The organism is Aeribacillus sp. FSL K6-8210 (genome assembly GCF_037963925.1).
Classification (GTDB): Bacteria; Bacillota; Bacilli; order Bacillales; family Aeribacillaceae; genus Aeribacillus; species Aeribacillus composti.
The window spans coordinates 2053877-2068187 of record NZ_CP150172.1 but is presented as its reverse complement, the minus strand read 5'-3'; the positions used below and the strand labels follow the sequence as shown (position 1 = coordinate 2068187).

11 protein-coding genes and 1 pseudogene are annotated in these 14311 nt (G+C 38.3%); 8 read left to right on the top strand and 4 right to left on the bottom strand.

Translation table 11 applies throughout. The features are described 5' to 3' along the window. The first annotated feature begins 191 nt into the window (after positions 1-191). The 3 genes from NSQ41_RS09940 to NSQ41_RS09930 all read left to right on the top strand — a co-directional run bounded on the left by NSQ41_RS09940 (position 192) and on the right by NSQ41_RS09930 (position 3235). Positions 192-1148, top strand: coding sequence for an alpha/beta fold hydrolase (locus NSQ41_RS09940; protein ID WP_327873789.1), 957 nt, complete (start codon positions 192-194; stop codon positions 1146-1148). Beyond that, positions 1145-1687, top strand: coding sequence for a helix-turn-helix domain-containing protein (locus NSQ41_RS09935; protein ID WP_339192862.1), 543 nt, complete (start codon positions 1145-1147; stop codon positions 1685-1687). Before NSQ41_RS09940 ends, NSQ41_RS09935 begins: the two co-directional genes overlap by 4 nt. 300 nt (positions 1688-1987) lie before the next feature. Then, a complete protein-coding gene (locus NSQ41_RS09930; protein WP_339192861.1) occupies positions 1988-3235 on the top strand; it encodes a restriction endonuclease subunit S in 1248 nt (415 codons plus the stop codon). Between the two features lie 53 nt (positions 3236-3288). On the opposite strand, the gene NSQ41_RS09925 is transcribed toward NSQ41_RS09930, so the two are convergent. Beyond that, a complete protein-coding gene (locus NSQ41_RS09925; protein WP_063387802.1) occupies positions 3289-3627 on the bottom strand; it encodes a helix-turn-helix transcriptional regulator in 339 nt (112 codons plus the stop codon). A 174-nt stretch (positions 3628-3801) separates the two neighbouring features. Between NSQ41_RS09925 and NSQ41_RS09920 the strand changes: the two genes are divergently transcribed. The 5 genes and pseudogenes from NSQ41_RS09920 (at position 3802) to NSQ41_RS09900 (ending at position 11639) form a co-directional block, all read left to right on the top strand. Further along, the gene (locus NSQ41_RS09920) at positions 3802-4524 is read left to right on the top strand and encodes an EAL domain-containing protein (RefSeq protein WP_339209826.1); all 723 of its coding nucleotides are present in this window, start codon (positions 3802-3804) and stop codon (positions 4522-4524) included. 337 nt (positions 4525-4861) lie between these two features. After that, positions 4862-6030 (top strand): annotated as a pseudogene (locus NSQ41_RS09915) (ISL3 family transposase). A gap of 212 nt (positions 6031-6242) precedes the next feature. Further along, on the top strand, positions 6243-7991 hold the full coding sequence (locus tag NSQ41_RS09910; protein WP_339209825.1) for a methyl-accepting chemotaxis protein: 1749 nt from the start codon (positions 6243-6245) through the stop codon (positions 7989-7991). A 690-nt stretch (positions 7992-8681) separates the two neighbouring features. Then, on the top strand, positions 8682-9926 hold the full coding sequence (locus NSQ41_RS09905) for an HAD-IIA family hydrolase (protein WP_339192858.1): 1245 nt from the start codon (positions 8682-8684) through the stop codon (positions 9924-9926). 597 nt (positions 9927-10523) lie between these two features. Continuing rightward, positions 10524-11639 carry an IS4 family transposase gene (locus NSQ41_RS09900; protein ID WP_339209824.1) on the top strand — a complete coding sequence of 372 codons (1116 nt, stop codon included), beginning with the start codon at positions 10524-10526 and terminating at the stop codon, positions 11637-11639. Between the two features lie 242 nt (positions 11640-11881). On the opposite strand, the gene NSQ41_RS09895 is transcribed toward NSQ41_RS09900, so the two are convergent. From NSQ41_RS09895 to liaF, 3 genes are read right to left on the bottom strand one after another with little or no spacing between them, the layout of a single operon-like run. After that, entirely contained in the window at positions 11882-12514 is a 633-nt protein-coding gene (locus tag NSQ41_RS09895) for a response regulator transcription factor (protein WP_063387805.1), read from the bottom strand. Continuing rightward, positions 12507-13553 (bottom strand): sensor histidine kinase, encoded by a 1047-nt coding sequence (locus NSQ41_RS09890; protein WP_339209823.1) that lies wholly within the window; start codon positions 13551-13553, stop codon positions 12507-12509. Before NSQ41_RS09890 ends, NSQ41_RS09895 begins: the two co-directional genes overlap by 8 nt. Continuing rightward, on the bottom strand, positions 13550-14284 hold the full coding sequence (gene liaF / locus NSQ41_RS09885; protein WP_066251251.1) for a cell wall-active antibiotics response protein LiaF: 735 nt from the start codon (positions 14282-14284) through the stop codon (positions 13550-13552). Before liaF ends, NSQ41_RS09890 begins: the two co-directional genes overlap by 4 nt. Between the last annotated feature and the right edge of the window lie 27 nt (positions 14285-14311).

The window sequence follows — 14311 nt, the reverse complement described above, 5'->3', positions numbered from 1 at the left end:
AGGGCTTTTGTATGTTTACGATTTTTCTCAAAAAAACAGTTCGCAGATGCCGGCTGCTTTCAATATGCTGTGGGCTGAAGGCACAATTCTGATAACATTTATATGCAAAAAACAATCATCAGAATTTTCTTGACTTATTTGTTATTATTATCGATAATGATAATAATAACATAAATAAAGGAGAAATTAACATGATTGAACAATTTATCAGCTTTCAAAGCTGCGGATATGAGTTAAAAGGAACGTTATCCGTGTTACAGAACAGCCAAAAAAAGCCGGCTATTCTCATTCTTTCCGGTTCTGGTCCGTTGAATCGCGACGGCAATGATGCAAAAGGAAAATTCCAGTTGAATATATATAAGCAATTGGCATCATTTCTTACTTCTTTAGGATTTATCGTGTTGCGATATGATAAAAGGGGAGTTGGTGAAAGCGGCGGTGATTATTTATCTGCAGGAATGTGGGATTTCGTCCGGGATGCAGCTAGCGCTGTACAATTTTTAAAACAACATCCGCTTGTTGATGAAAATCGGATCATTGCCTTGGGGCACAGTGAAGGAACAACATTGGCAGTTGCTTTAAACACCTTGGAGAAAATGGATGGGCTCATTCTTCTCTCAGGGGCAGGGGAGAGGCTGGAAGAAGCTTTAACAAGACAGAGAAAGCTTGTGTATGAAGCTTTAAGCAATGTAACAGGTTTAAAAGGAAAAATGATCCGCATGTTTAACATCGAGCAAAAAAACGAAAAAAAGGCGAATGCCCTTTTTGAAAAAATCATGCAATCTGATCAAGATGTGATCAAAGTTGGTTTTCAAAAAATAAATGCTAAATGGTTTCGGGAGCATTTGCAATACGATGTGCTCGAAGATTTAAAAAAAATAGAATGCCCTGTTTTGGCCATTACCGGTGACAAGGACGTTCAAGCTGATCCGGAAAAGCTCAACCGCCTTCCCGCTATAGTGAAAGGGGAGTTGGAATATTATATGATTCAAAATATGGATCATTTATTGAAAAAACAAGAAGATGAGATTAATATGTTGAAAATGAAAAATAATTATATCAAAAATGCGGATCAACCGCTTCACGAAGAGCTTTGCGACCATTTGCAAAAATGGTTGAACAAACGGTACAATGAGGTGTTTTCATGATTGAATCAAAAGCTGCTTTAATCTTGCATCCGGTACGGATTCGGATCATTCAAACATTGATCGGAAAACGCTTGACTGTGCAGGAAATAATGGAGTTTCTGCCGGAAGTTCCGCAAGCATCCTTGTACAGACATTTAAAAAAACTTGAAGAAGCAAAGCTGATTGAAATCGTTGAGAAAAGAAAGATAAGGGGAACAATAGAAAAAGTTTATGCCTTGCCGGATGAAACGATTGGGCTCGAAGACAGCGATTTGCAGCATATAAGCAGAGATGAACATTTGAACATATTTATGAGATTTATCGCCAATATTTTAGCGGATTATGAGAGATATTTACGACAAGAACAAATCGATCTCCTAAAAGATGGGGTGGGATTTCGGCAGGTTCGCTTTTATGCAAGCGACGAAGAGTTTTTTCAATTTGCTCAAACTGTCAACCGGGCGATGAAAAAGCTAATGGAAAACCAGCCTGCTCCTAACCGAAAAAAAAGAATTTTTACATCTATCATCATGCCGGAAGCAGAAGAAAAATTAAAATAGTGCAGTCTTTTTTATCCGCTTTGATTGAAAATGAAAAGCTAATCAATATGGATCAAAACAGGAGGATTATGTTCTGAACGAGCTATAACTAGAAAAATTGGGGAAGCGATCTGATTGTTGCTTCGGAATTGTCATGGGGCTGTCCAGAAAGTCAAAATCCACTGAAAACGAAACATCATAAGCATTGATATATCAACGGATCAACGTTTCAAAACATTAAAGGAGCGTCTATAAGCCGGAAAATCGACTTATTAGACTGCCCCATAAAGTTTCAAAATTAATGCATGTGGAGGAATTTATGTGGCGAGCTGGAAGAAAGTTCGGCTTGGTGATATTGTTCAAATAAATCCTGAATCATTAACGAAACAATTTCCCTTTCAAATGATCGATTACATCGATATTTCGTCTGTTGGAACAGGCGAACTGAGGGAGACATCGCAATATTTGATTCATGAAGCGCCCAGCAGAGCAAAAAGGCTGGTTCGAGCAGGCGATACAATTCTTTCGACCGTCCGTCCGAATCGAAGATCCTTTTTGTTTTTAAAAAATCCGAAAGAAAATCAAGTTGTATCGACCGGTTTTGCGGTTCTTCGGCCTACGGAGCATATTCATCCGAGGTATGTGTATTACCTTATTTCCAATCAATCTTTTACAGATTATTTAGTTTCTCAGGAACAGGGAGCTGCGTATCCGGCTGTCAGCATGGATTCTATTAAAAATGCGCTCGTATTGCTGCCGGACATGCGGACGCAAGAGAAGATTGCGGACATATTAGGAACAATTGATGATAAAATTGAACTGAATATCAAGATAAATAAAACGATCGATGAAACGATCATGACACTTTACAAATACTGGTTCATAGAGTTTGGGCCTTTTAAAGATAGAGGGTTCGAAATTTCTGAATTGGGAATGATTCCGAAAGGATGGAAGGCAGGAACATTAGGTGAAGTTATAGAATTACAAAATGGATATGCTTTTAAAAGCAAGGAATGGAAATGTGAAGGCATACCTGTAATAAAAATAAAAAATATTGTCCCGCCTTTCATCAACAAAGAAGATGCAGCATATGTAGATCCATCTTTATTCCATCGATTAGATCGTTTCAAAATTACACAAGGAGATCTGCTCATTGGGCTAACAGGCGCTGAAATCGGGAAATGCGGCATTTACTATTTTGAAGAACCCGCATTATTAAATCAACGTGTCGGCAAATTTTATTCTAGCGTGCACGAAATGAATACATTGCCATTTGTCTATGCCATAACTAAATTGCCGGATTTCCGCCAAAAAATTTTAGATCGGTCTACTGGATCTGCACAGCCGAATGTCAGCGCGGATGAGATAAAAAAAATGAAAATTGTGCTTCCGCCGGATGATATTTTAAAAAAATTTATACGTTTCACCAGCAATTATTATGCGATGATGATACATAATGCCAATGAAAATGACCGGCTCAAAAAATTGCAAAACGCTTTGCTGCCCCGGCTTTTATCAGGGGAGATGGATGTATTAGATGCTGAAAAGCATGTTGCTAACATGCTGTAAAATGATAAATAAGTTCCAAAAGAGGGGGATTGTTCCCCCTTTTTGGAATACTGCTACTTATCTTTCCAGTTCAATAGGAGATCCAGCATGTTTAGTATGAATTTTTGATCTTCAACCGGCCTTGCCTGAAGTTTTGTAATAATTTGCGACAAAGTATAATCTGGTTTTTTTGAATTTGGTTGAATAGATTTAAATAATTCCTCTAAAGAAACCTCAAGCGCCGTTGCGATTTTGTTAATACTTTCCAATGTTGCGTTTTTTTCACCTCTTTCTAATTGTCCAATATAAGTAGCATGTAGATTTGCTATATCTGCTAATTCTTCTTGACTCCACCCTTTCTGCTTGCGAAAATTTCGGATTCTTTCTCCGATTATTTGCTGTATTTTAGTCATGAACCGTCACTCCTTGGGGATAATAGTGATTCCTTTTTACAATCTACTATGAGAGTTAAGCCCCCAAGAGACTATTGATATTAAAAGTATTAAAATATATACTAAAAATATGAAATATAACATTAGACATTATCCGAAATAGGTCTATAGATAGACGTATAGGAGGTTCTTCCATTGGTTAAATGGGAAATTAGAAGGATAAAAGAAATTATAGATAACAAATCATTTTGTCATTTTTTTCAACCTATTTATGAATTAAAAGAATCAAAAATATATGGATACGAAGCTTTGCTTCGCTGCAAATATTTTTCCGATCTGGAAATTTTGTTTCAAATCGCCCGTGAATGCGGTTTTTTATATGAACTGGATACTTGCTCCATTCACAATGCAATAACATCGATGGGAGACCTGCAGCAAAAGCTGTTTATTAACGTATTTCCATCGACGATTGTTCATCATTCTTTTACCCAATTTATAAAAAAAATAAACCTTTTTTTTCAGTCGACCGAAAAAGTAGTTTTTGAAATAAATGAAAGTGAAAAAATCGAAAATATTGAATTGTTGAAAAAAAATATTCAATTTTTAAAAGATGAAGGGTATAAAGTTGCCGTTGATGATTTCGGAAAAGGTGAAATATCGTTAGAAACCATTGTCGATTTAAACCCGCATTATATTAAAGTCGATCGTTCTTTAGGCCAAAATTTATATAATTCGGGCAAAAATCAAGATGTTATTAAAAAGCTTTTATTTCTTTGCGAACGTACCAATATGAAACTAGTTTTAGAAGGAATTGAGAAAAAAGAAGATTTAGACATGGCTAAAGCATTGGGGGTTCATTACGCTCAAGGATATTTATTAGGCGAGCCGAAGCCGATGAGGGAAAATACAAAAAAATAATTGCTGCTTATTCATAGTAAATGAATTAGAAAAATAAATTTTATCGGATCGAACATATAGACTATTTTCAGATTATTTTTGCTTCATTGACGTAAAAGAACCGCACTAAATGAACGATAAAATTAATGAAAACGCTTAAATAAAGGATTATCGGTTCATTATATTTTTGACCATATACGTTCGATGTTAGCTAAAAAAATACATATTTGACAATAAATGGCTCTTCACCACAAAATGTACTTGACAATCAGGTTGTTTTCTGATCAAGGGTACAAAAAATGCGAAATTTCCTGTATGGTAAAGGTGACCAAACCATCAACCATGGAGGAAATTTCGCATGCAATCTCAGTTTATCAAAGATTTGATCACTTTACCAGGCTTTCTTATTCATGGAGAACGAAAAGAGGGAGAACGATGGATTTTTGAACTTTCCCTCCCTCCTCATTGTCCGATCTGCCCGACTTGCTTCGGACGGACAACCAAAATATCATCGAAACGAAAACAATGGATTCATGGCTATACCAATACGGTCGGTTTATTTTGGATTGAACTTCCCATAGAAAGACGGCGTTGCCAAGCCTGTTTTCTGACGTTCACCGTTTCTTATCCGGGACTTCCGTCTCACAGTATCGCGACGGAATCGTTTCAACATTGGGTCGCCCAGTTATGCATCGGAAAAACGATTCAAGAAGTCGCTCGCTTGTTACAACTCGCCTATACGACAGTAGAACGCTGGTTTTATCAATATGCCCCGGCTCTTTTACCAACATCGAATCCTACAGTAGTATGTGTGGATGAATTCGCTTTCCGAAAGGGACATGATTACGGAGTAGCGGTGATGGATACACAGACTCGGAATGTCCTTTCCATTGCTTCTGGAAAAAATGAAGAAGCCATTGTGGAGGCGCTTCAACCCGTCGCCTCCAAAGTGAAGTATGTTGTCAGCGACTTGGCTCCTGCCATGAGAAAAGCCATTGAAAAGGTATGTCCAAAAGCCATCCATGTTCTTGACCACTTCCATGTGATTCAGTTATTCACCGATGCACTGGAACGTTGTCGCAAATACCTTGCCAAAGGGGAACCAAACATGGAAGCGTTCGCCGCGTGTGCCGATTGTTAAGCCAACGTCCAGAAAAATTAACAGAAGAAGAGAGACAGGAAGTTCGACAATGGTGCCAAGAAAGTGCTTATTTACGTGATGTCTATCAAGCACTTCAACATTTCCGTTACGTATCCAAAAGCCAAACAAGAAAGCAAGCCGAAACTCGTTTGACCCAATGGTTTGACCGGTACCTTTTTAGCGACTGTGCCGCCGTACGCAGTATTGCCAAGGCACTCATCACCCGAAGAGACGCAGTGCTTTCTTGCATCGTTTTTTCTTACTCAAATGGTCCAATGGAAGGAATCAACAACAAAATAAAATTGATCAAAAGGCGAGGATATGGGTATCGAAATATCCAGCGTTTTACTTTGCGTGTCCGTCTAGAGACCTCTATCACATTTTAACGTAAAAATCAAGTACATCTTTTGGTGATGAACCCAATAAATGATTAATTAACTAAAAAAAGTATGTTTAGAGGCCGATAATTAAAATGTCAAGCAACCAATTTCGGATTTGGGGAGTGAAAATGGATGGAAATGAGTTCGTAACGCTTTTCTAAGAGGAAAGAACTAAGTCTTTAAAAAAATTATGGCATAACAAAGGGGTAATGATTTTCATGAAAAAGAAATTTCAATTCACGATACGTATGAAGCTAATGACCATTTCATTTCTTTTATTAACGATTCCGTTAGTCATTTTAGGTTTATTAAGCTATCAGAAAACGACTTCCAGTTTAAACAAGCTGGGGGAAACGAACTTAAAAAACAGCGTTGAAATGACCATTGAGTTAATCGATGCGTTAAATAAAGAGGTCGAAAAGGGTACACTGTCTTTAGAAGAAGCGCAGGAACAGGTAAAAGTTGCGATATTGGGGGAAAAGAATGCTGACGGCAAACGGCCAATTAATAAAAATTTTGATTTAGGCGAAAACGGCTACATTTCTATTATCAATCAAGAAGGAACTTTAATTGGACACCCAGCCGTAGAAGGCAGAGAAAGCTGGAATGATGAAGATTCTAAAGGCGTAAAATTCATTCAAAAAATGATCAAAACCGGAAATGAAGGCGGCGGTTTAACTTATTACGAATGGGCGCTGCCTGATAACGAAAATAGAATTGAAAAAAAAGTCGCCTATTCCAAAACCGATCCTCATTGGGGATGGGTTGTATGTGCGAGCACGTATTTAATGGATTTCAATCAGCCGGCTAAAGATCTTCTCGTTTTTTTAATGATTGTCATTGGCGCAACGGTCGTGATTGGATTTTTCATCGTATGGCTGTTTTCGAACAGCATTTCCAAACCAATACATGCCGTATCAGAGCGCATGCATTTGTTGGCTAACGGAGATTTAACACAAGGTGAAATAAAAATCAGTTCGAAAGATGAAACACAAAACCTGGCACATGCCATAAATCAGCTGCAAAAGAAACTGAAAGAAATGATTACAAACATTTCGAATGCTTCTGAAGTACTGACAAGCCACAGCGAGGAGATGACCCACTCTGCAAATGAAGTGAAGGCCGGATCAGAGCAGGTTTCAACCACCATGCAGGAATTGGCATCAGGCGCTGAAACGCAAGCAAGCAGCGCGAGCGACATGGCAGCAAAGATGGAGGTATTTGTCGAAAAAGTTCAAGATGCCAGCGAAAAAGGGGAGCATATTGAATCAGTCTCCAGAGAGGTGCTTGACATTGCCGGCAAAGGAAATAAACTAATGATGTCTTCTACCGAACAAATGTCGAAAATTGACGAAATTTTTCAACAATCTGTTGATAAAGTGCTCGGTTTAAACGGACATTTGCAAAAAATTACAAAACTCGTATCCGTCATACAAGGAATTGCGGACCAAACGAATCTTCTAGCATTAAACGCAGCGATTGAAGCGGCAAGAGCAGGCGAAAACGGAAAAGGCTTTGCAGTAGTTGCAGATGAAGTAAGAAAGCTCGCTGAACAAGTTTCCGTCTCAATCTCAGACATAACAAGCATTGTCGACAATATCCAAAATGAATCAAAGAATGTAGTTGATGCTTTAAAGAGCGGCTATCAGGAGGTTGAACAAGGAACAGAGCAAATTAAAAATACAGGCGCAACATTTCAAACGATCAACAAAGCTGTTACGGACATGGTTCATCATATTCAAACAATTGCGAACAACTTGACGGAAATCGCTTCCAACAGCCGGGAAATGAACCGTTCCATCGAGGAAATAGCCTCGATCTCCGAGCAATCAGCAGCAGGTATTGAGCAAACCTCTGCGGCAGCCGAACAAACAAGCAGTTCTATGGAAGAAGTGGCGAACAGCTCCGAACAACTAGCGAAGCTAGCCGAAGAGCTGAATGAATTTGTACGGCAATTTAAGCTTTAGAAAATAGAAGAATGTGTTTGATTTTTTTGATATCAGAAGATGTATTTGGGTGGGGATAAATGTCCTCACCTTAAACTTTTGAGCGATACATAGACCAGCTCCCTGCAAAAAGGGGGATAAATGTTCAGTATTGCTGGCATTTAGAGGGGGAAGACAACTTGCATAAATGTCAGATCAAATACAGACCTTTCTTTATTAGAAAGGAGATCAGTCGTAAAAGCATACATTTGATTAGAGATTAGTTCTTAGTGTGCACGAATTGCACAGTCTTTTTGAAAAAACTTTTGTCTTATTGCTCAAATTCCCAATATTCCACATCACATTTTCTCCATTTAAACCGCCTTTTTGCTGCGTGAACGATAAATCTATTATAATCATATGTAGAAGTGGAAATAAAGAGAGAAGATTCTCCTCATACAAGCTCATGCAAACTTTCAAGCAAGGCAAATCGTTTTATTGAAACATCTTTTGGTTTGACAGCAAAAAAACTTCTAAAAGTTTTGCGCAAGTTTAAGAAATGGTTCATTGAGAAAACGATTGTTTTAACACGAGTTAGTTTTGAGGTATTTTAAATAAGTTCAAATCTTTTCGAGAAAACGATCACTTTAACTTGAATTAGCTTGCTGATGAGGAGGTTTTTTCAATCAGCTTGTTTCATGCGAAAATGGTTCACTAAGGAAGGATGATTTCATGATCATAGATGATTTTGACGTGTTTTTATTTGACCTAGACGGAGTGATTTACATAGGAGAAAATCCGCTTCCTGGGGCAGTTGAATCTTTGCGGCGCTTGCGTCAAGAAAAGAAAATGATTCGGTTTCTTACAAATGATCCTTGTACTACGAGAGAAAAAATTGCCGGACGGCTCAAGCGAATGGAGATTACAGCAAGTCCAGAGGAAATCATTACATCCGCTTGGTTGACAGCTCAATATTTGCGAAAACAAAATATTCGCAGTGCCTACGTGCTGGGGGACGATCATTTACAGCACGAGTGCAGTCAAGCAGGAGTAATGGTTGTAAAGGGTGAAGAGGAGGCAGAAGCCGTTGTTGTCGGCTGGAGCGGAAATGTATCTTTGTACGATATTCAGGAAGCGGTAAAACAAATACATAATGGTGCGAAGTTTATTGCAACGAATGCCGATATGAGTTTCCCTACTTCGAAAGGTCCTTTGCCTGCAACAGGAGCTGTTGCTGAAATGATACGAGCATCAACCGGGAAAAAACCGTACATTGTCGGCAAACCGAATCCATTTATGTTCCAGAAAGCGATTGAATCGATTTCGTCTAAAGCAAAAGTGGTTATGATCGGCGATAACCCGTTAACTGATATATTAGGTGCTCATCAAGCAGGGATTCAAGCGATTTTAATTTCCAACGGGAAGAATGCACCGTTTCCATCTCCCGGGGATTACCGCAATCCGGATGCGGTGATCGGAAATTTGCAGTCTTTATTTGATGATCGTGTCAAAATTAAACAATGGAATACGCGTGATTTTGCATGGCCGGAGCGGATCGAAGCAGGAGTGGCGGGAATTATTTTTAACGAACAGCAGCAAGTTCTCCTATTAAAACGGTCGGATAACGGACTATGGGGCATTCCATCAGGGCATGTAGAGCCGGGAGAAAAGGTGGAAGAAGCAATTATAAGAGAAATTTATGAAGAAACAGGTCTTGAAGTGGAGGTAACCCGGTTGATCGGCATTTACTCAGATCCGGATTCACAAATTTTTTTATACCCAAATGGCGAAATCAGCCACTTTATTACAACCTGCTTTGAGTGCAAAATCATTGGAGGGACGCTGCGTCAAAAAACAGATGAAACGCTTGATGCACGATTTTTCGCTCCAAACGATCTGCCGGAAAACCTTTTAACGATGCATCCGAGATGGCTGCAGGATGCATTGGAAAAAGAGCATGCTCCATATATACGATAAAAGCCGGAATACTGTTGGGGGAAAAATTACGTCTTTTTCAAGTTTCGAGCAGAAGAACCTTATTATGAATTTCATTTTACACTGTTCCTAAAGCTAGAAACAAAAGGCTTATTAGATGTGCTATCTGCAAGGAAAGGCTGCTATTTTTCGGCAGCCTAGATAGTCATGCTAGGACTTTTGTTCATCTATTGTTTTTTTAAGAGAAAACTAGTTTTTGGCGGAAAACGAATAGGAGGATTTCTGATTTCTTTTACCGATTATTTCGATTTCCGCCATCGTTTCGCTTGAGATTTTTGAATTATTTTTAGCCGATTTTATCAAGCGTTCACATGTTTATATTTGCTTTTGTCGACGAATATGCATCCATTTGGGAGATGAATAACATCGCTTGCGTATGTGATCTTCTATTAGGTTGGGAAAACTAGCAATTTTTTTGTTTTGATTATATATGTAAAATCACTAGCATTGCAGTAATTAAATCTGATGATTCAAAATGCTAAGAATGTTCAATTTTTTATTGATTTCGAAACAAAAAAATCCTTTACAATGGAAGTACAGGTGGTTCCTGTCCAAATCCAATCGTAAAGGATAACTGTTATGGACAAGAATACACTAATTTCATCATTTGGTAAATGGGTTTCACCCATAAATATTCAAAAACTTAGCGAACAAGTCAAAGAATTGAAACAGGACTATTACACAAAAAAGCTGACAACAGAAGCCTATATTAAACTTTTATTGGTAGCCCAGCTGCTCGAATTTAAGAGCTTAGAGGAAATGAGTGATGCACTTGTAGACGAAGATCTTCAAAAAGCACTCGGATTTGAATCGATAAGTGCCTCTCAGCTATCCCGAAAAAACAATCAGATCAACCCACTAATTCTTGCAAATTTGTTCTTGGATCTTGTTTGGAAAATTCAACGGTACCATTATCAAAACGGAAAGAATATGCCACTGAAAATCATTGATTCAAGTACACTCCCGTTGAATTTGACCCATTATAAATGGGCAAAATTCCGTAAAACAAAAGCTGGTGTAAAGCTACACTTACGGCTCGTTTTCATGGATAAAGACACCGTCTATCCTGAAAAAGCAGTGATTACGACAGCAAAAGAACATGACCGAAATCAACTCGAAGTCCTAGTGGATGATCAAGAAGCCATGTATGTGTTTGACCGCGGTTATGTGGACTATGAACGTTTTGATCGGATGACAGATGATGGCTATTTCTTCGTTTCAAGACTGAAGAAAAACGCAGTCATTCGTGAAGTCTATACATTTTCACTTCCTGATGATTGTCACGTTCTATCCGATAAAATGGTCTACATTGGTACCATACAAAATCGTACTGAAAATGTCTTTCGTCTACTAGAAGTTACGGACACAAAAGGGAACTTACTTCGTTTCATCACCAACCGATTTGATTTAAAACCAGAAGAGATAAGTGATATTTACCGATCTCGCTGGGCTATTGAGCTCTTTTTCAAATGGCTCAAGCAACACGTGGAAATTAAGCACTTTTATGGAATGAGTGAAACAGCTATTCAAAATCAAATTTTCTTAGCCCTTATCACGTATTGCTTACATGTTCTCATTCAATTGGAGATGAAAAGTAAGAAATCCCTACTTCGAATTACTCGTTGGTTAAAGAGAGCTCTGTGGAAACCAGCTTATGTTTGGTTGCGAAAATTTGATGGGCGAGCCAGTCCATAATCTCCCTTTTGTCGTTGTCGCTCTGGTTTAACTGTATATATTTACCAAATAGGCAGTGCCACCTTTCTTTAGGTTTTGTCTTTTTGGCACAGATTCACAAAAATTAATTAACAGAAAATTCTAACTATATTTATGCAATGCTAATGATGTAAAATGATAAATAAATTTCGAATGAAATTTCCTGTATTTGTGCTTCGGTGAAAAACCATTCCACTTTCTCTTTTCTTCGCTTATTGCCAATTTTACTTGATTAGCGAATGCTTGAACGCATAAATGACGGCTTGGGTGCGGTCTTGAACGCCCAGCTTGCTTAAAATGTTGCTGACGTGAACTTTGACGGTTTTTAATGAAATGAACAACTCATCTGCAATTTCTTGATTTGATTTCCCTTGAGCCATTAAAAGCAGCACTTCCATTTCTCGGTTTGTTAATTCTTCATGAGGATGGCGGTTTTGTTTTTTATTCATTCTTGCCATCATTTTCGTTGTCACTTCAGGCTCTAAGACAGATTGTCCCTGATATGTTGAACGGATCGCATCGGCGATTTCGTCTGCTTTTGAAGTTTTTAACATATAGCTGACAGCACCGGCTTCAAGGGCAGGGTAGACTTTTTCATCATCGAGAAAGCTTGTGACAATAATGATTTTTGCCTCTGGCCATTGATGAAGTATTTCTTTTGTCGCTTCAATCCCGTCCATTTCCGGCATGACGAGGTCCATTAAAATAATATCAGGCTTTAATTGTAAAGCTAGTTCAATGCATTTTTTGCCATTATCAGCCTCGCCGACGATTTCTATGTCAGGCTGGGACGATAAAAAAGCCGAAACGCCGATTCTTACCATTTCATGATCATCAACTAGTAATACTTTAATCATTTTTATCACCTTCATCTGTTAACAACGGTACTTTTATTTCCAATCTAGTTCCTTCATGAGGGACACTGACAATTTGCAATGTTCCGCCGATTTCGGCTGCACGTTCATACATGTTTTGCAAACCATATGCTCCTGATTTTGCCGATTGAACGTCAAATCCTACACCATCGTCGACAATCCGTAAAATGGCCATATTTTTCCGTTTGATCAGCAATACTTCAAGTGTATTCGCTTTGGCGTGGCGAAGAGTGTTTGACACCGATTCTTGCAAAATGCGGAATAAATGGTCTTCAATCCCTTTATCTAGAGGAAATTGCTCTGTCTTCCATTGGATGTTCATCGGCACCTTTTGCCGCAGCTCTGTGAGCAGTTCTTCAATTCCAGTTTGCAAAGATTTACCTTTTAAAGGGACAGGCCGCAAATGCAAAAGAAGAGCGCGCATTTCAAGCTGGGACTGCTGAATAATTTCTTCAACTAAATGGATTTGTTTGCTCGTTCCTTCATCGATTTTTTCCTTGTTTCCTTTAACAGCAGAAATGAGCATCGAGGCCGCAAACAAGTTTTGACTGACAGAGTCATGCAGCTCGCGTGCCAGCCTTTGCCTTTCTTGTGAAATGATTTCTTCCAATCTTTTTTCTTGTTCTTTTGCGTTTTCACCTGCAAGTTTTTGCGTTAATTTCGTCTGTTCAATGAGATGATGCTGCACTTGGTCAATTCGAAGGTTGATTTCATCTAATTCTTTAATGTTTATATGTTCATTTTGTTCAACCGTTTCTCCTTTTGTTATTTTTTTTAGTTTGTCTTTAATCTTGTGTAGTTTATCTTTAAACGGAAGTCCGAATAGAATGCCGAAAAGCAAGCCGATGGCGCTGCTGATTACGAACGTGAAGAGGATAAACGGAATATCAAGAATTTTTTGTTTCCATAGTAATGTCCAATTAGGAAACAGGAACGTAAGCAAAAGCGAAACAGTGAAAAATAAAAAAGTGACTACTGATGTTACTAAGCAGATAATAATTTGTCTTTGCAATACATTCATGTTCTTTTCACCTCTATTCTGCCAAAGGTTATAGAGGTGATGATTTTCACTTTTTGGGCAGATTCATGATAGTTTTTGGACTCATATCGAATTGTTTCGTTCCATACATTCGGTTCACTATAATCAAAAATGGAGTAGGAGCCGATGAAACCGGAATGGTGGACGGACACTTCCAGCTCGTAAGGAACAATTATTTCGATATTGCCGATAAGCTTTCGGATGACAATCACCGCTTCACCTTTCGGAAGAATCGTATAGTTTAAATCTATTACTGTATCGCCGATGCCTGTTTGAATGTTGACATCGTTCCATCTGTATATTTGTTCTTCGGTTCGCTGCGTTCCGAACAATCTGTTTTGAAAAAGAGGCGTTTTGGAAAATGTCTCTTCTTGCGAGAGGATTGGATCTGCTTCTTCAATTTTAGGAGACTTTTTAGCAGCTACCTGCTTGTTTTGAACATAGTGAAAAATAAAGTAAATGAAAACAGCAAATAGAAGCAGTCGGAATGTAAACATATTGAAAAAAGATAGAACGCCGCCGATTATTCCGATCCAAAATAACAATAATCCTGATTTTTTCGGCATTCTTTTTCTTCCAATATATACGCAAAAAATCATCATCATTAGGAAGAAAAGGGCCTCACCATTGAAAAATAAAAGCTCTGCGATGAATAAGATGATGCCAATGACGAAAATCCATTTTGTAAAATCTATTTTCGATTGATGAAACACGAGGCTCCTCTCCTTCCTATTAGTGTG

Excerpts from the sequence above, each read along its gene's own strand:
- NSQ41_RS09940 (WP_327873789.1), top strand. The coding sequence starts at position 192 with ATGATTGAACAATTTATCAGCTTTCAAAGCTGCGGATATGAGTTAAAA.
- NSQ41_RS09935 (WP_339192862.1), top strand. The coding sequence starts at position 1,145 with ATGATTGAATCAAAAGCTGCTTTAATCTTGCATCCGGTACGGATTCGG.
- NSQ41_RS09925 (WP_063387802.1), bottom strand. The coding sequence starts at position 3,627 with ATGACTAAAATACAGCAAATAATCGGAGAAAGAATCCGAAATTTTCGC.
- NSQ41_RS09910 (WP_339209825.1), top strand. The coding sequence starts at position 6,243 with ATGAAAAAGAAATTTCAATTCACGATACGTATGAAGCTAATGACCATT.
- NSQ41_RS09905 (WP_339192858.1), top strand. The coding sequence starts at position 8,682 with ATGATCATAGATGATTTTGACGTGTTTTTATTTGACCTAGACGGAGTG.
- NSQ41_RS09900 (WP_339209824.1), top strand. The coding sequence starts at position 10,524 with ATGGACAAGAATACACTAATTTCATCATTTGGTAAATGGGTTTCACCC.
- NSQ41_RS09895 (WP_063387805.1), bottom strand. The coding sequence starts at position 12,514 with ATGATTAAAGTATTACTAGTTGATGATCATGAAATGGTAAGAATCGGC.
- NSQ41_RS09890 (WP_339209823.1), bottom strand. The coding sequence starts at position 13,553 with ATGAATGTATTGCAAAGACAAATTATTATCTGCTTAGTAACATCAGTA.